Origin of the sequence: Dactylosporangium sp. NPDC000521 (assembly GCF_042898305.1) — a bacterium.
Taxonomy (GTDB): Bacteria; Actinomycetota; Actinomycetes; order Mycobacteriales; family Micromonosporaceae; genus Dactylosporangium.
On record NZ_JBIAYW010000001.1, the window covers coordinates 589,552 to 604,621 of the forward strand.

17 protein-coding genes are annotated in these 15,070 nt (G+C 73.8%); 9 read left to right on the forward strand and 8 right to left on the reverse strand.

Annotated features, from left to right (window positions below):
* The first annotated feature begins 28 nt into the window (after positions 1 to 28).
* On the forward strand, positions 29 to 559 hold the full coding sequence (locus ACFY3L_RS02765) for a hypothetical protein (RefSeq protein ID WP_389318032.1): 531 nt from the start codon (positions 29 to 31) through the stop codon (positions 557 to 559).
* Here the strand turns inward: ACFY3L_RS02765 and ACFY3L_RS02770 are convergent.
* A complete protein-coding gene (locus ACFY3L_RS02770) occupies positions 483 to 854 on the reverse strand; it encodes a hypothetical protein (RefSeq protein ID WP_389318034.1) in 372 nt (123 codons plus the stop codon). The genes ACFY3L_RS02765 and ACFY3L_RS02770 overlap by 77 nt on opposite strands.
* A 2-nt stretch (positions 855 to 856) precedes the next feature.
* Positions 857 to 1,852, reverse strand: coding sequence for a hypothetical protein (locus tag ACFY3L_RS02775; RefSeq protein WP_389318036.1), 996 nt, complete (start codon positions 1,850 to 1,852; stop codon positions 857 to 859).
* Here ACFY3L_RS02775 and ACFY3L_RS02780 point away from each other — a divergent pair.
* Positions 1,851 to 2,171, forward strand: a complete 321-nt coding sequence (locus ACFY3L_RS02780; protein WP_389318038.1) for a hypothetical protein — start codon at positions 1,851 to 1,853, stop codon at positions 2,169 to 2,171. The two genes, ACFY3L_RS02775 and ACFY3L_RS02780, sit on opposite strands and share 2 nt — an antisense overlap.
* On the opposite strand, the gene ACFY3L_RS02785 is transcribed toward ACFY3L_RS02780, so the two are convergent.
* Positions 2,138 to 3,031, reverse strand: coding sequence for an NAD-dependent epimerase/dehydratase family protein (locus ACFY3L_RS02785; protein WP_389318040.1), 894 nt, complete (start codon positions 3,029 to 3,031; stop codon positions 2,138 to 2,140). The genes ACFY3L_RS02780 and ACFY3L_RS02785 overlap by 34 nt on opposite strands.
* 7 nt (positions 3,032 to 3,038) lie before the next feature.
* Positions 3,039 to 3,869 (reverse strand): helix-turn-helix domain-containing protein, encoded by an 831-nt coding sequence (locus ACFY3L_RS02790; protein ID WP_389318042.1) that lies wholly within the window; start codon positions 3,867 to 3,869, stop codon positions 3,039 to 3,041.
* 65 nt (positions 3,870 to 3,934) lie between these two features.
* On the opposite strand from ACFY3L_RS02790, the gene ACFY3L_RS02795 reads away from it, so the two are divergent.
* Positions 3,935 to 5,575, forward strand: coding sequence for an FAD-dependent oxidoreductase (locus tag ACFY3L_RS02795; protein ID WP_389318044.1), 1,641 nt, complete (start codon positions 3,935 to 3,937; stop codon positions 5,573 to 5,575).
* Between the two features lie 177 nt (positions 5,576 to 5,752).
* Positions 5,753 to 6,211 carry a VOC family protein gene (locus tag ACFY3L_RS02800; protein WP_389318046.1) on the forward strand — a complete coding sequence of 153 codons (459 nt, stop codon included), beginning with the start codon at positions 5,753 to 5,755 and terminating at the stop codon, positions 6,209 to 6,211.
* An 18-nt stretch (positions 6,212 to 6,229) separates the two neighbouring features.
* Here ACFY3L_RS02800 and ACFY3L_RS02805 read toward each other — a convergent pair whose 3' ends face one another.
* Together ACFY3L_RS02805 and ACFY3L_RS02810 are read right to left on the reverse strand one after the other, a co-directional pair.
* A complete protein-coding gene (locus tag ACFY3L_RS02805) occupies positions 6,230 to 6,631 on the reverse strand; it encodes a PPOX class F420-dependent oxidoreductase (protein ID WP_389318048.1) in 402 nt (133 codons plus the stop codon).
* A gap of 52 nt (positions 6,632 to 6,683) precedes the next feature.
* The gene (locus ACFY3L_RS02810; RefSeq protein WP_389318050.1) at positions 6,684 to 7,100 is read right to left on the reverse strand and encodes a hypothetical protein; all 417 of its coding nucleotides are present in this window, start codon (positions 7,098 to 7,100) and stop codon (positions 6,684 to 6,686) included.
* Positions 7,101 to 7,400: 300 nt separating this feature from the next.
* Here ACFY3L_RS02810 and ACFY3L_RS02815 point away from each other — a divergent pair, with 300 nt between their 5' ends.
* On the forward strand, positions 7,401 to 9,629 hold the full coding sequence (locus tag ACFY3L_RS02815) for a glycoside hydrolase family 97 catalytic domain-containing protein (protein ID WP_389318052.1): 2,229 nt from the start codon (positions 7,401 to 7,403) through the stop codon (positions 9,627 to 9,629).
* A gap of 181 nt (positions 9,630 to 9,810) precedes the next feature.
* Here the strand turns inward: ACFY3L_RS02815 and ACFY3L_RS02820 are convergent, their stop codons facing one another.
* A complete protein-coding gene (locus ACFY3L_RS02820) occupies positions 9,811 to 10,170 on the reverse strand; it encodes a hypothetical protein (RefSeq protein ID WP_389318054.1) in 360 nt (119 codons plus the stop codon).
* Between the two features lie 346 nt (positions 10,171 to 10,516).
* On the opposite strand from ACFY3L_RS02820, the gene ACFY3L_RS02825 reads away from it, so the two are divergent.
* The 3 genes from ACFY3L_RS02825 to ACFY3L_RS02835 all read left to right on the forward strand — a co-directional run bounded on the left by ACFY3L_RS02825 (position 10,517) and on the right by ACFY3L_RS02835 (position 12,828).
* Complete coding sequence (locus ACFY3L_RS02825; protein ID WP_389318056.1) at positions 10,517 to 11,596, forward strand: lysylphosphatidylglycerol synthase domain-containing protein; 1,080 nt, start codon at positions 10,517 to 10,519, stop codon at positions 11,594 to 11,596.
* 111 nt (positions 11,597 to 11,707) lie between these two features.
* On the forward strand, positions 11,708 to 12,106 hold the full coding sequence (locus ACFY3L_RS02830) for a hypothetical protein (protein ID WP_389318057.1): 399 nt from the start codon (positions 11,708 to 11,710) through the stop codon (positions 12,104 to 12,106).
* Positions 12,107 to 12,480: 374 nt separating this feature from the next.
* Positions 12,481 to 12,828 carry a WD40 repeat domain-containing protein gene (locus ACFY3L_RS02835; RefSeq protein ID WP_389318059.1) on the forward strand — a complete coding sequence of 116 codons (348 nt, stop codon included), beginning with the start codon at positions 12,481 to 12,483 and terminating at the stop codon, positions 12,826 to 12,828.
* A 267-nt stretch (positions 12,829 to 13,095) separates the two neighbouring features.
* Here the strand turns inward: ACFY3L_RS02835 and ACFY3L_RS02840 are convergent, their stop codons facing one another.
* Positions 13,096 to 14,070, reverse strand: coding sequence for an intradiol ring-cleavage dioxygenase (locus tag ACFY3L_RS02840; RefSeq protein ID WP_389318060.1), 975 nt, complete (start codon positions 14,068 to 14,070; stop codon positions 13,096 to 13,098).
* 523 nt (positions 14,071 to 14,593) lie between these two features.
* Between ACFY3L_RS02840 and ACFY3L_RS02845 the strand changes: the two genes are divergently transcribed.
* Entirely contained in the window at positions 14,594 to 15,064 is a 471-nt protein-coding gene (locus ACFY3L_RS02845; protein ID WP_389318062.1) for a hemerythrin domain-containing protein, read from the forward strand.
* The last annotated feature ends 6 nt before the right edge of the window (positions 15,065 to 15,070 follow it).

Here is a 15,070-nt window from a genome sequence, read left to right on the forward strand (position 1 = left end):
GAGCACGCGGAACGGGGAGAATGCGGCGATGGAACGGTTCATCACGGCGGAGCGGACGTGGGCCGAGCGGAGCCGGTGGCACGTGTACGTGCTGCCCGACCTCGACACCGACCCGGACCTGCGGCGGCTGGTGGCGCAGAGCAACGAGGTCCTGGCGCGGTACCCGTCGGCGCTGTCGGTCGTGTCGGAGCCGTGGCTGCACGCCACCATGCAGATGGTCACCGGTGTGGCCGGTGACGACGTCGGCGAGGCGCGGCGGGCGGCGCTGATCAGCGCGCTGCACGACGAGGTCGGCGGGCTCCCGCCGTTCACCGCGACCGCCGGCGCCGTGCAGGCCGGCCGTGCCGGCGTGGCGGTCGACCTGGACCAGGACCTGCCGGGTGAGCCGTTCGCGGTCCTCGGCGAGCGGGTCCGGGCCGCGATCCGGGCGCCCGATCGGCAGGTCCGGCGGGTGGTGTCAGCGGCGGGCAACCAGCCGCCGGTCAGCCCGGCCGCTCCCGCATCACGGTGCCGTGCCCGTCGACGACCACCCGGCCGGCGAGCGGCTGCCGCAGGGTGACGGTCCGGTCCGCGGAAACCCCGCCACCGGGAGTGTTGTCGCTCGCCCTGCGGACCCACACCGAGATCCGCACCCGGGTGTCGTCCTCGGCGACCTCGTGCCGCAGGACCCGGTCGCCCGGGCCGATCGTGAGACGCACCGTCACGACCCGGGGATCGGTGCCGCGCTCGTACTCGCTGGTCATCGCCAGGTAGCCGGTGTCGCGGGCCCGCCAGTACACCAGACCCGCCGCGGCCGCCAGGAGCACCACGGCCGTCACCGCGATCAGGACACGCCGCCGTGACCGCCGTGGCATCGTCACACCGTCTTCAACGTGCCGGGGAAGGCGTAGAAGGCGTCCCAGATGTCGGTGAACACGCTGAAACACGGGTCGGTCGCGCCGCCCCAGGCGTCACTGCCGCCACCCCCTCCGCCGCTGAAGATGCCCTTCGCGGCGATACCGAGCGCGATGTCACCGCGGTACGTGCCCTGCCCGGTCAGGTACACGGTGCCGGTGCCGTTGTTCCAGCTCTCGCGGCTGTTCGGGGTGACAAGCCCCATCGCGTGCACGGGGGTCAGGACGGTGCCACCCGTGGGGGAGCAGTGCCCGGCGGTGACCATCATCGGCGTCGACCCGGACACCCACGGAAACGCGCTGGTGCAGGTGTACTGCGCCTTGTTCTGGGCCCCGCCCCAGAACGGGCTGCCGTCGTAGTTGCGGTCCGCCAGCGGCTGCGTCTTGGGCCGGTTCCCGTCGACCCGCACGACGATCGCCTCGGTGCCGTACCGCTTCGCCAACGCGTTGAGCAATGCGTCGGACTCCCGTTCCACGGTGACGATCACCCGGTTGCCCGCGCCGTCCGGCACCGTCTCCCAGATCGTCTCACCGTCTGGCACATCCGCGGAGGTCAGGCCGATGATCTCGTGCTTGAGCGCTTCCAACTGGGCGAAGCTGCGTTTGACGGTGCGGGTCCGCAGCGCCGCGGCCGGGCCGCGGGCCGAGCGGAACTGCTGGGCGAACCGCTCACCCGCCGCGCCGACGCCGTCGACGACCACGCCGGAGGCGTCCGCCCACGGGTACCCGAGCAGGTCCGGGTGCTGCTCGGCGCGTTCCCACGCGTCGTGCAGCGCAGTCGCGACCGTGTCCGGTGCCGCCTTCGGCGGGGTCGTCTGCGGTGCGGCTACCAGCAGGCCGCTGGCATGGCGGTGGGCGGGCGCCGGTGTCGTGCCCGGCGCGGCGTAGGCCGGCGCGGCGGACAGCGCGACACCGCACACCACGCTGAGGGCGACCGCCAGGAGCGGCGTTCTTGTCATGGAAACCTCCGGCAGGGAAGCCGGAGACCCCTGTGTTCACCTCCGGCCGCCGCACCGTACGGCGACCGGCGTCGATCCCGCTGCCCCACCTCCACAGATCAATGGCGGCGCGCAGCTGGCTGGACGACGGCGGCTGCCGGAGCAACTCGAACGCGGCATCGGCGGCCGCGCGGCCGGCCTGGTCGCCGTCGATCGACACCACGAGGCCCGTCTCGGCCCCGGGCAGTTGCCGACGGTCGGCGCGGAGATCCCTGACACGCTCGACGAGGTGCGGGACGCGCTGCTTCAGCGGGGGTTGGCGGACCGCCAGGCGACGTAGTCGGCGACCGCGGCGGCCGTGTCGAACTCCGGCTTGAAGCCGGTGTCCTCGGTGAGGCGGGTGATGTCGAGGTACGGGTGGGCGCCGGCACCCCCGGACCGCACCGGCGCCCCGAGCGCGTCCGCGACCTCCCGGTAGGTGAACGGGCGGCCGCTGGACACGTTGTACGTGTCGTACCGCAGGTTCGGGGCGGTCATGAGCAGGGCGATCGCGCGGCCCGCGTCCGGCGCGTAGCAGGTGTCGCCGCCGTCGTCGGCGAGGAGCGGCGGCGGCTCCTCGCCACGGAGCACGGCGCTGATGTACGGCGGGATCGGGTTGAACGGCGATTCGGGGTCCATGAGCGGCCCCCACGTGCTGCCGATCCGCAGCAGCACCGGCTGGACGCCGGTGCCGTGCAGGGCGTGGGTGACGAGCGGCTCGACGGCCTTCTTGAACGCGACGATCAGGTGCGGCAGGTGCGCGGCGGGCAGCGGCAGGCCCTCGTGCCACGGGATCTCGGGCCGGCCGATGTACACGCCGATGCTGCTCGCGACGGCGAACCTGCGCACCGTCCACGTGCGGGCCGCGTCGAGGGCGTTGAGCAGCCCGGCCATGTCCCGGCGGAAGTAGCCGACCGGGTCGTCACCGCCGGGGATCGATCCGGCGAGATGGACGATGTCGCTGATCCGGTGGCGGCCGGCGAGGGCGAGGAAGGCGTCGCGGTCGGTGACGTCGAGGGTCTCGACGGTGACCCGGCCGGGGAGGAACGACGGCACCTCCGCACGCCGGTGCGCGGTGACGACGACCTGATGCCCGAGGTCGGCGAGCGCGCGGGCGGTGTGGGCGCCGATCATGCCGAGCCCACCGGTGACGAGGATCATGACGTGATCAGATACCGCGGGCTCCGGCCGGGTCTTGAACGAATCGCGCACGGCGGCCCTTGAGGAACGGCCCGTAGGAGGCCGAGTGGTCGTGGCCGCACGCGCAGCGGTCGACCTCGCCGCCGAGCAGGTCGCGCGGGGTGAGACCGGTCAGCCTCAGGCACTCCCGGCTGAGGTGCGCCTGGTCCGCGTAGCCGAGGTCGGCCGCGAGGCCCGCGACGCCGGCCGCGCCCGCTTGGGCCAGGGCCAGGAACCCCTGGAACCGCAGCGTCCGCTGCAGGACCTTCGGGCTCAGCCCGACCGCCCGCAGGCAGCGGCGGCGCAGCTGGCTCACCGACAGCGCCAGGTGGCCGGCCACGGCGTCGACGGTGACCGGCGACCATGGCATCAGCGCCCGCACGGCCTCCCGTACCAGCGGATCCACGCGCGCGTCGCCGTGGAGCTCGCGCAGGAGGTGCCGCTGCAGGAGCGCGAGCGCCCGCTCCGGCGTCCGGGCGCCGGCCATCGCCTCCGCCAGGCGGTCGGCCGTGGCTCCCCACAGGTCGGTCAGGCCGGGGCGCTGGTCGAGCAGGTCGTCGAGGGCCACGGGCAGGGGCGGCGGGGTCCCGGGCAGGAACCGCACGCCCACCACCGTGGTCCGCGCGGGGATCACCTCGACCTGCGGACCGGTCAGCGGGCCGAGCAGACGCGGGCGCCCGCCGATCGGGAAGTGCAGCTCCACCCCACCGGTCGGCAGGTGCCGCTGCGCGTACGCCACGTCGCCGGTCCGCTGGATCCACACCGTGCGGACGACCTCCGCCAACGCGGCCACCGGCGGGTGCTCGACGTACGACTCCATCGGCCGCCATCCTCGCACTCCGGTATCTTGCTGCGACGTCCGGTCGCCAACAGGGAGGCACGCACATGAGCACGGTCCCGGTCCCCGACGCGCGGACGCGGTACTCATCCCGGCGGTCCAGCTCGCCGGACGACACCCAGGCGTGGCCGGCGTTCGGCGAGGAGGACCGCGCCCTGCTGGAGGCGGCCGGACAGGTGGTGCACCCGTCGCCGGGCGAGGTGCTGTGGGAGGGCGGCGAGCCCTACGACCTGTACGTCGTGGAGACCGGCGGGCTGTGCCTGGTGGACCGCCGGGACGACCGGGTCGTGGTCGTCGTGGAGCCCGGCGACTTCGTCGGCGAGCTCGGCATGCTCATGGGGCAGTCGGCGTTCCTCGCCGGGGTGGCGATGCCGGGCACCACGCTGCTGCGGGTGCCCATCGAGGAGCTGCGCCGGCTGATCGCCACCACCGTGGACCTCGGCGACCTGCTGATCTCCGCGTTCGACGCCCGGCGGCGCATGCTGAGCCGCTGGGGCGAGGGCGGCCTCGTCCTCGCCGGCGACGACGACCACCACCTGCGCCGGCTGCGGGAGTTCGCCTCGCGCAACCACATCCCGTTCCGGGTCGTGCTGCGCTCCGACCCGCCCGCCTGGGGCGAGGTCGCGGCGGAGTGCGCGCTGCCGGCCCAGGGCGCCGCGGTGGTGACCGGGGAGGGGCGGGTCCTGGCCGACCCGAGCCCCCGCGACCTCGCGACGGCCGTCGGCCTCGACCTGTGCGGGCTGCCCGAGCACGCGCGGTGCGACCTGCTCGTCGTCGGCGCCGGCCCGGCCGGTCTGGCCGCCGCCGTCTACGGCGCCTCCGAAGGCCTGGACGTCGTGGTCGTCGAGGACGTCGCCCCCGGCGGGCAGGCCGGCACGTCGTCGCGGATCGAGAACTACCTGGGCTTCCCGCGCGGGATCGCCGGCGGCGAGCTGGCCCGCTCGGCGATGCTGCAGGCCGTCAAGTTCGGGGCCCGGCTCGTCTCGCCCCGATCCGTCACCGGCCTGGCGCGGGACCAGGACGGGTTCCGGGTCAGGCTCGACGACGACACCGACGTGGCCGCCCGTGCCGTGGTCGTCGCCAGCGGCGTCCGGTACCGGCGGCTGACGGTCCCCGGCGTCGCCGAGCTCGAGGGGCGCGGCGTCTCGTACGCGGCCACGGAGATCGACGCACGTGCCTGCCTCGGCCGCGACGTCGTGGTGGTCGGGGGAGCCAACTCGGCCGGCCAGGCCGCGCTGTTCCTCGCCCGGCAGGCCGGCCGCGTGCACGTCCTCATCCGCCGCGACGACCTGACCGAGACGATGTCGAGCTACCTCGCGAAGCGGCTCCTGCACCACGAGCGGATCACCGTCCACTCGCGGTCGGAGCTGACCGGCGCGCGGGGCGGCGACCGGCTCACCCACCTCACCTGGCGGGACGGGGCGACGGGGCGGGAGGTCGAGATCGAGGCCGGCGGGCTGTTCCTGATGATCGGGGCGCAGCCGCGCACCACCTGGCTGCACGACGTGGGCGCGGACCTCGACGAGAAGGGTTTCGTGGTGACCCGCGGCGCGTTCGAGACGTCGGTGCCGGGCCTGTTCGCCGTCGGCGACGTCCGGGCCGGATCGGTCAAGCGGGTCGCCTCCGCCGTCGGCGAGGGCTCGGTGGTGGTCTCGGCGGTGCACGCGTACCTGGCCGGGACCGGCTGACCGATCCGGCCCGGCAAGGGCACGCTCGGGCTGCCCGTCCCCGCCCAGATCGCCGCCGTCACCGCCGCGACGGCGCCGGCGAGCAGGCGATGGCCGCCGCCGTCAAGGCCCGCCTGAGCGACGTCCCGCACGGTGCCGGCCTGCGGTCCGGCGCCGCGCGCCCATATGCTCGGCAGCATGACGATCAAGCGCATGGACAACGTCGGCATCGTCGTGGACGACCTCGACGCCGCCGTCGCGTTCTTCACCGAGCTCGGCATGGAGCTGGAGGGCAGGACGCCGATCGAGGGCAGCTGGGCGGGGAAGGTCGTCGGGATCGACGGCATGCGGAGCGAGATCGCGATGATGCGGATCCCGGGCGCCCCGGGCCGGCTGGAGCTGGCGACGTACCACAGCCCGAAGTCGATCGTCCCCGAGCCGGCGGTCACCCCGGCGAACACGCTGGGCCTGCACCGCGTCATGTTCGCCGTGGACGACATCGAGGACACCCTCGCCCGCCTCCGCCCGCACGGCGCGGAGCTGGTCGGTGAGGTGACCCGCTTCGAGGACGTCTACCTGCTCTGCTACCTCCGCGGGCCGGGCGGCATCATCCTCGCTCTCGCCGAAGAGTTGCCGGGAGCTGCCGGAAGGGCGTGACAGGTGAGCTGAGCCGGGTCAGCCCGGCAGCGTGATCCGCAGCATGACCCGGTCCCGGCGGCGGCGGGTGGCGAGGCGTTCGATGAGCATCACCAGGCGGTACTCGAGGCCGTACTTGCGCCGGACCAGGTCCGTCAGGCGGGCGGCCTCACGCGGGTCGGTGACGATCTCGGCGGTGCCCTCGACCGGCGGTCCGGTGGCGTCGACCTTGCCGGTGCGGGTGCAGGGGACCAGCCGCACGCGGGGGTTGCGGCGCAGGCGCTTGACCTTGTAGCTGGCGGCGTGCGTGGTCACGACGAGGGTGTCGCCGTCCGGAGTGATCCACACGGGCGTGGCGACCGGGGTGCCGTCCCGCTTGAACGTGGTGAGCTCGACGAAGCGCTGCGCGCCGAGCGCTGCCGTCGTGGAGGCCTGGGTCATCCTCTCCGGGTACCCGGCGAGTGGCCGGTGATGCGGATCGCCGCGGCGGGGATCAGGTGGTGCTCAGCCGCCGGCCGTGGGCGACGACGGGTCGGACGCCGCCGAGGGTGAGGTCGTCGCGGAGGTCCGCGCGGACCAGGGTGTCGACGAGCAGGAGCGCCCCGGCAGGCATGACGTGGTGGTCGCCCCGCCGGTGCCACGCGGTGTGGTCCGCGTTGCAGACGACGCGCTCGGTGACGGGCAGGACGGCGCGGTTGAGCCCGGCGGTCTCCTGGTCGACGTTGGCCGGGACGCCGGCGCCGTTGGCGCCGTCGGTGCCCTCGGTGCCGTCGAGCTCGATGAACGCCGTGTCGAGGTGAAGCGCGAGGCGGACAGCAGCGTGGAGGCGCCGGAGAACGCGGGCGCCGCGGCGAGGCCCCGCAGGGCGGCACGGCGGGACAGCCGGAGGTCGGTCATGGGACTTCTCCAAGGTGAGGGGTGTGTTGAAACGTGACGAGTCGTCCAACAAGTTCAAACTCGAAGACTCAAAGTCACCACAGCAAACGGCAACATGTCATCGTTGGCAGGTCGCTCTACGGGATCGGGTTCGACGGATGTCGCGTGGCATAGCGGCTCCTTGACACCCTCATGATCAAGATGTTCAATGGCTGCAAAGTCGCGCACGTATCAACGTAAGTCAACGCCGCCGTTGTTGACAACGTTGACATCCGAGGCGCCGCCCAGCTCGCCCCGTCCGAGGTTCCGCCAACCCTCCGGAGGACGACCCCCCATGCGACATCACAAGTCCCTGCTCCGCGGCACGCTCGTGCTCGCGGTGCTGACCGCGGGCATCGCGTTCGCGGTGAAGCCCGCGTCGGCCGCGACCAGCTGGACGGTCACCGGGCCGTCCGCCGGTTCCCCGACGGCCGCCCAGGTCACGCTCAACGACAACGGGACGCTGAGCTTCTCCGTGTCCAACCAGGGCCGCACGATCCTGTCCCCGTCGGCGATCGGCATCGTGACCGGCACCGCCGACCTGACGAAGAGCCTGACCTTCACGGCCCGCACCAACCGGACCGTCACCGAGGCCTACTCGATGACCACCGGGAAGCAGCGCAACCGGTCGACCACCTACTCGGAGTCGACGCTGTCGTTCACCGGCGCCGGCGGCGCCCGGCTCGACGTGGTCGTCCGTGCCTCCGACACCGGCGCGGCCTACCGGTACGTGCTGCCCGGCAGTGGCACCGTGACCGTGCAGCGCGAGGCCTCGTCCTGGACCGTGCCGGCCGGCACCAACGCGTGGCTGGTGCCGTCGCACCGCGAGGACCAGGGCTACTGGTTCCAGACGACCGCCGGCGCGGCGGCGACCGCCACCTTCCGCAACCCGGCGCTGTTCGACGTCGCCGGGACGTACGCGCTGGTCGCCGAGGCCGACCTCGACGGCCGGTACGCGGCGATGAGCCTGGCGCACCAGAGCGGGTCCGGCACCTACACCGCCTCGCTCGGCAGCGCGATCACCGCCAGCCTGCCGCTGTCCACGCCGTGGCGCACCGCGGCCGTCGGCTCGCTGGCCGGCGTGACCACCTCGACCATCGTCGACGACCTCTCCGCGCCGTCCCGGGTGGGCAACACGTCGTGGGTCAGGCCCGACACCGTCACCTGGTCATGGCTGACCGAGCACGCCAGCCCCTCGGACGCCAACCGGCAGAAGCAGTACATCGACTTCGCCGCCCGCAACGGCTGGGGCTACCTGCTCATCGACGAGGGCTGGCAGTCCAGCTGGGCGCCGGACGTGGTGTCGTACGCGAGGGCCCGCAACGTGCAGGTGATCCTGTGGTTCAACTCCAACGCCCTGTGGACCTCCGCGCAGCGCGAGCAGTGGCTACCGCTGATCAAGAGCTGGGGCGTCGCCGGCGTGAAGGTCGACTTCTCCTACGAGTTCACGCAGCCGACGCTGCAGTGGTACGACGCGATCCTCGCCCGCACCGCCGAGCTCCAGCTGATGATCAACTTCCACGGGTCGGCGACGCCGCGCGGCATGCAGCGCACCTGGCCGCACGTCATGACGGCGGAGGCGGTGCACGGCGCCGAGCAGTACCTGCGGGCCGGGCTCAACACGATCCTGCCGTTCACCCGCAACGCCATCGCCAGCATGGACTTCACGCCGGTCATCTTCAGCCCGTACAACCGCGACACCACCCGGGCGCACGAGCTCGCGACCGCGATCGTCTTCGAGTCCGGCTGGCAGCACCTCGGCGACAACCCGGAGAGCTACGAGTCGCAGCCCGAGGCGATGCGGATCCTCAACCAGCTGCCGACCGCCTGGGACGAGACCCGGCTGCTCGGCGGCAGTCCCGGCCGGGAGGCGTACTTCGCCCGGCGCAACGGCGGCACCTGGTACCTCGGCGGCATCTCCGCCATCGCCGCGAAGACGTTCCAGACCCCGCTGTCCTTCCTCGGCTCCGGCCAGTGGTTCCTGGAGACCGTGCGGGACAACGGCGGCAACCTGCTGCGCGAGACCCGGACCGTCACGAGCGCCGACACCCTGTCGGTGGCGCTGCTGGAGCGGGGCGGGTTCGCGTCGGTGGTCTGCCCGTACACCTCGGGCATGACCACCTGCGGGACGCCGCTCAGCGGCTCCGTCATCCGCGGCGTGCAGTCCGGACGCTGCGTCGACGTGCCCAATAACACCACCACCAGCGGCACCCTCGTCGCGCTGTGGGACTGCAACGGCGGCGCCAACCAGCGGTGGACGGCGACGAGTTCGCGGCAGCTGCAGGTGTACGGGAACAAGTGCCTGGACGTGGTGGGTGCGTCGACCGCCGACGGGGCGGCCGTGCAGATCTGGGACTGCAACGGCGGCACCAACCAGCAGTGGACGCTCAACAGCGACGGCACCATCGTCGGCACCGGCTCCGGCAAGTGCCTCGACGCCTACGACAACGGCACCGCCAACGGCACCAAGCTGATCATCTGGCCCTGCAACGGCGGTACCAACCAGCAGTGGAGGAGGAGCTGACCACTGCGGCGCGATCCCGGCCGGGCCGCCACCCGGTCCGGCCGGGCACGACGTCCGATCTCCGCCGGCCACAGGCGAGCGCCGGACAGGCAGCGGCCGGGTGATCGGCGGGCGCCGCCGGGCCGCCGGCCACGTCAGCCGGTGTACGGCTGGCCGGCGGTCATGCGGACCGTGCAGCCGGTCACGGTCCGGTGGAGCGTGATGTGGCTGCAGGACTGGTGGGCGATCCACAGATCATCGCGGCGAGGTCGGCGACGGTGCTCAGCGAGGTGTGCAGGATCGCGTCGGCGCCCGCGCGCTCCGCGTACCGGTGCAGGTGCAGCAGCGCGCGGTGATCGACGAACCGCAGGCCGGCGGCGTCGAAGACGATGGCCCCGGCGGTCGGCTGCGGCCGGACGTGGGCGAGGACGGCCGCCCCGCCGGGCACGGTGATGGTCACGCTGTCCGCCGGGTCGTCGAAGCCGGCCACGTACCCGGTGCCGGAGAACCCCGGCACGGTGACACCCTGCAGGACGCCGTCCTCCGCCTCGTAGACGGCCACAGCGGTGGACGCGGCGGTGGATGCGGCGGTGGGCCGCGGCGGGTTGGACGGCGAGGACGGTGGGCAGTACAAGGACCGCGGCGAGCACGATCGAGCGTTGAGGCCGCACAGAACGCTCCCAGGATCCGACACAATCGATCACAATCGATCGGGGTCGAACTGTATGAGCCACATTTCTGCACGGTCGAGGTGGGCCGGGGGACGTTTCGAAACCCCGCGCGGGTGGTGTGAAGGTCCCATCGACCGATGCGACGCCACGGCGGCGACAGCGGGCGGCCGTGGCCTTGATGTCGACGCGACGCGTCGCGTTCAACCGGGCCTCATCTCGCTGGCGCACTGTACGCGCATGTGGCTGCGGGACTGGCGGCGCTGGCTGGGGGTCGCCCTCACCGTGGCCGCGGCGGCGGTGGCGTTCGTGCTGCTGCGCGGGTCCCTGCCCGATCCCGGCACCGTGCTGCGGTCGCTGCTGGCGGCCCAGTGGTGGTGGCTCGCGGTGGCGCTGCTCGTCCAGGCCGGGTCGGTGCTCATGTACGCGGTGCAGCAGCGTCACCTCCTGGCCGCCTACGGTGGCGCGATGTCGACCGGCCGGGCGGTGGGCGTCTCGCTCGCCCGGACCGCCCTGTCCACGGCGATGCCGGCCGGCGGGCCGGTGTCGACCGCGTTCGCCGTCCGCCAGTTCCGCGCGCACGGCCTGACGAGCGCGGCCGCCCTCGCCACCACGGTCCTCGCCAGCGTCCAGGCGAGCGCGGCGATCGTGCTCGTCTACCTCGCCTGGTGCCTGGTGGCCGTGTCCACCAGCGTGACCGGCCTCCTGGCGGTGACGGCCACCGGGGCGCTGCTGGGTGCGGCCGCGGTCGTGCTCCGCCGCCGGTGCCGAGGCACCCGGCCGCGCACCGTGCCGGACCGTGCGGACGCCCCGCCCGCCGGCGGCGGGCGTGCCCTGATCCGCACGCTGATCCGCCTCGGCGTGGACACGACCCGGGCCTGCTGGTCGCTGCCGGCCAGGTGCTGGCTCACCGCCGGCGGCGCGGCCGCCGCGCGCAGGGTGTGCGACCTGGCGTGCTTCGTCGCGGTCGCCCAGGCGTTCCGCCTCGACGCCGGCACGGTGGCGCTCGTCGGCGCCTACCTGACCGGACAGCTCGTCCGCCAGATCCCGCTCGTCGCGGGCGGTGCCGGCCTCGTCGAGGCGAGCCTGCTCGCGTCGCTGGTCGCCGCCGGCGCCGGCGACGCCTCGGCCGCGGCGGCCGCCGTCCTGGCCTACCGCCTGCTGTCCTGCTGGCTCATCGCGCTCGTCGGGCTGCCGGTCGTGGTGGGCCTGAGCGCGACCGGGCGGCCCGCCGCCGCACCGCGGCGCTCCCGTGGCCCCCGTGGCCTCCGTGAGCTCCGGGCCCGCCTGTCCGCGCCGCTGGCGGTGGGCGACTCGTGACGGCCGGCCGCGCGACAACGTCGACATAGCGATCGGTCATCGTCTGGCGGGCCGAGCACGCCCCACGGCGATCCTGGAGACCGTTGTGCGCATGGCAAGGACGGGCCCTCCGTGCGGCTGGTGATGTTCCTGGCCAAGATGGCGGGCGCCTGGCTGGTCCTGCTCGTGGTGGCCTGGGCGGCGGAGGCGCCGCGGTTCTGGTCCTGGGGCGCCGCGCTGCTGGTCGCGCTGGTGGTCCAGGCGGCGGCCCGGGTCGCTGTGTGGCTGGTCGACTCGGTGCGGTGCGCCGGCGTCACGACGGCAGTGCGCGGGCTGGCGTGGGTCGCCGTCCGGTGCGGTGTGCCGGCGTTCGGACTGGCCGCGGCCGCGGACCTGGTGTCCGGGGCGGCCGTGCCGGCGAGGTGGCCCGGCCTGTCGGCGGTCTGGCCGCTGTTCCTGCTGGCCGGGGCGTTCAGCACCCGGCCGCGGCGCGGCGCGGCCTGCGCGATCGAGGTGGTGGCGAGACGCTGATCGCGGTCGGCGACTGGGGCACCGCGTCGGGCTGGTCGAGCCGGCCACGAAGGCCTGCCGCGGCGTGCTGGGCAGGACCGCCCTGGTGCTGCCCGCCTCGGGCATGGTGCACGCCCTGTGCGAGGTGCGGGCGGGGGACCGGCCGCTTGCTGGCGGCGGCAGCGACGATCGCGTCATCCGCCGGTGGGATCCGGTGACCGGCGGCGGGTCCACGCGCTGACCGGGCACCGCGGTGCCGTCCACGCGCTGTGTGCCCTCGAGGTCGACGGTGCGCCGCGACTCGCCAGCGGTGGCGACGACGGCACCCTCGTGCTCCGGGATCCCGTCACCGGCAGGGCCTCGGCTCGGCTGGGCCGCGGCGCCGGGGCTGCCCGGTGCCGGTCGCCGGTGCGACCCTGCTCGCCTCCGTCAGCACCGACGGCGGGATCCGCCTGTGGGACCCGCGGACCTGGCAGCTCGTGCGGGTGCTGGCCGGCGCCCGGGGTGCGCTCCAGGCGGTGTGCGCGGTGCGGGCCGGCGACCGCGTGCTGGTCGCGACGGCGGGGCAGGACGGGCACGGGCACGGGTGGGACGCGGAGACGGGTGAGCATCCGCACGCCCTTGCCGGCCTCGGGCATCCGGTGTACGCCGTGTGCCGGGTCGAGGTCGGCGGCCGGACCATGCTGGCGTCGGCGGGGTGCGGCTGCGGGACCCGCTGTCCGGGGAGCAGGCCGGCGTCCTGAGCGCCGACGGGCGGCGCCGGCTGGTACCGGGCACTGTGTGAGGCGCGGGTCGGCGACACGACGTTCGTCGTCGGCGCGGGGTACGGCCTGTTCGTGGAGATCTGGTCGGCCGGCGATGAGGATGCCGCAGTGGCCACCCCCGAAGGGTGGTCCGGAGACCCGGCATGACGCCGCGCACGGCATGGCCCGGGCGCTCGTCCCGGGCCATCCCACCGTGCTCGGCACCCTCGGAGTGCGCGAACTGATCGCGGCCTGGCGCGGAGGCGCCTAACGGCTCGGCGGCGGGCCGCTCGGACGAGGGCCGCCAGGTCCGCCGGAGCCGCCGCCGGGGCCGCCGCCGGGAGGGGCGCCGCCGGCGGTCGGGGTCGTCGTGGTGTCGACCTTTGCCGTCAGGGAGACCGCGTAGCCGCTGGTGACGTCGCCGGTGACAGTGCCGAGCTGGAGGGCGCCGGCGTCGTCGCCGAAGACGTTGTCGTTCTGCAGGGTGACCTGGGACAGGTTCTGGACCGAGGCGGAGTAGCCGGTGGTGGCGTAGACCTTGTCGCAGACGTCCTTCGGCAGGGCGACCTGGGAGGTCGCGATCGCCTTGGACGCGTCGGTGATGCTCGCCTGGTCCGGGTACACCTCGAAGTGGATGTGCGGCCAGCGGCCCGAGTAGCAGGCCGGGAAGACGCTGGTGAACTTCACCTTGCCCTGGGCGTCGGCGACCTGCACGCCGCGCAGGTAGTTCTGGTCGGTGACGCCCTCGGAGTACAGCGAGTAGCGGCCTTCCCGGTCGCAGTGCCAGACGTAGACCGCCACGCCGGCGAACGGCGTGGCCGCACCCTTGGCGAGGTCGACGATGCTGAGCTCCAGGGTCATCGGCACGCCCGCCGCGGTGCCGCTCGCGGTGCCGAAGGACGAGCGGATGTCGCTGCGCACGACGCCGCTCGTGGTGAGCACGTTCGGCCCGTTGGAGCCGTCGCCCGGATACGGGCCGGCGGTCTCGTCGGGGATCTCACCGGTCGCGGACGACGCGGCCGACGAACTAGCGCCGCCGCTGGGCGTACTGCTGCCGCCGCTGCCGCCGTCGCCGGAGTCGCAGGCGGCGGTCAGGCCGATCGCCGCGGCGCCGAGGCCGAAGACCCGCAGCAACTGCCGCCGCCGCACCATCGTGCCGAGGTCGAAGCCCAGCCCCTGGTCGAACAGGTCCTCCTCGGGCCGGGTGTACGCGCGGCCTTCGTATGACGGTGCTTGTTCCACGTTCGAAACCTCCCTGGTGGTCGCTTGCCCTCACAACCTGACCGCCGAAGCTGGCAGCCGCCTGGCAGTGGCCTGCGACCCACCTTCGTAAGTGTCCGACTGTTAAGCGCAGCCGTGCCCGGAGCTGGGTGGCCCTCGCCGCCCTGTCCGCGGGCCTGTTCACCGCCCTGTCCGCCCCGCCCCCGGCGGCCGCCGCCGCCACCGGCTTCAGCACCGGCTTCGAGGCCGGCGACCCGCAGCCCACCTAGACCAACTACCTGCCCGGCTGCTACGGCGGCACCATCCACGAGATGCGCGAGACCTACGACGCGAACCTGGGCCAGTACGCGCACGCCAACGACGAGACGCAGCCGGCCGAGCTGCATCTGCTCGCCTGACCGCCCGATCGGGCCGGTCGCATGATGCGGCCGGCCCGTGGGTTAGGCTGCGGGGAGCGTCGCGTGCCGGTGGCAGACCGTGCCAGGCATGGAGGCGCCGGACCGAGGGAGACCGACGATGCTGACGTCGATTCCTTCGTCTTCGCGTGACTGAGCGCGAGACGACCAGGCTGGTCGCCTGGAGCCGTGAGCTTCGCCAGGTGCACGCGCGCCTGCGCGAGGCGCTGGACCTCATCCGCGGGGCGGTCGCAGACGGCAGGGCCGGTGATCCGGCGACCCGCGAGCTGCTGCTGTTCTGCCACGGGTTCTGCACCGCCCTCGACGGGCACCACCGGGGCGAGGACCGCACCCTGTTCCCGGCGATCGAGGCGGCGCACCCTGAGCTCGGGCCGGTGCTGCGCAAGCTCACCCAGGACCACTCCATGATCGCGCACCTGCTCGGCGGCCTGCAGGCCGCGGTCGGCCGGGCCGCGCCGGTCGCCGAGCTGGACCGTCACCTGGAGGGCGTCGCCGCCATCATGGAGAGCCACTTCCGGTACGAGGAGCGCCAGCTGCTCGGCGTGCTGGCGACCCTCGCGCTGGACGCGCCGCCCGAGGAGGTGCTGGGCCCGCTGTGAACGGCC

Bases quoted from the DNA above. Each gene is read 5' to 3' on its own strand.
- ACFY3L_RS02780 (WP_389318038.1), top strand. From the start codon at position 1,851: ATGGAAACCTCCGGCAGGGAAGCCGGAGACCCCTGTGTTCACCTCCGG.
- ACFY3L_RS02770 (WP_389318034.1), bottom strand. From the start codon at position 854: ATGCCACGGCGGTCACGGCGGCGTGTCCTGATCGCGGTGACGGCCGTG.
- ACFY3L_RS02815 (WP_389318052.1), top strand. From the start codon at position 7,401: ATGCGACATCACAAGTCCCTGCTCCGCGGCACGCTCGTGCTCGCGGTG.
- ACFY3L_RS02800 (WP_389318046.1), top strand. From the start codon at position 5,753: ATGACGATCAAGCGCATGGACAACGTCGGCATCGTCGTGGACGACCTC.
- ACFY3L_RS02790 (WP_389318042.1), bottom strand. From the start codon at position 3,869: ATGGAGTCGTACGTCGAGCACCCGCCGGTGGCCGCGTTGGCGGAGGTC.
- ACFY3L_RS02765 (WP_389318032.1), top strand. From the start codon at position 29: ATGGAACGGTTCATCACGGCGGAGCGGACGTGGGCCGAGCGGAGCCGG.
- ACFY3L_RS02775 (WP_389318036.1), bottom strand. From the start codon at position 1,852: ATGACAAGAACGCCGCTCCTGGCGGTCGCCCTCAGCGTGGTGTGCGGT.
- ACFY3L_RS02805 (WP_389318048.1), bottom strand. From the start codon at position 6,631: ATGACCCAGGCCTCCACGACGGCAGCGCTCGGCGCGCAGCGCTTCGTC.
- ACFY3L_RS02825 (WP_389318056.1), top strand. From the start codon at position 10,517: ATGTGGCTGCGGGACTGGCGGCGCTGGCTGGGGGTCGCCCTCACCGTG.
- ACFY3L_RS02785 (WP_389318040.1), bottom strand. From the start codon at position 3,031: ATGATCCTCGTCACCGGTGGGCTCGGCATGATCGGCGCCCACACCGCC.
- ACFY3L_RS02795 (WP_389318044.1), top strand. From the start codon at position 3,935: ATGAGCACGGTCCCGGTCCCCGACGCGCGGACGCGGTACTCATCCCGG.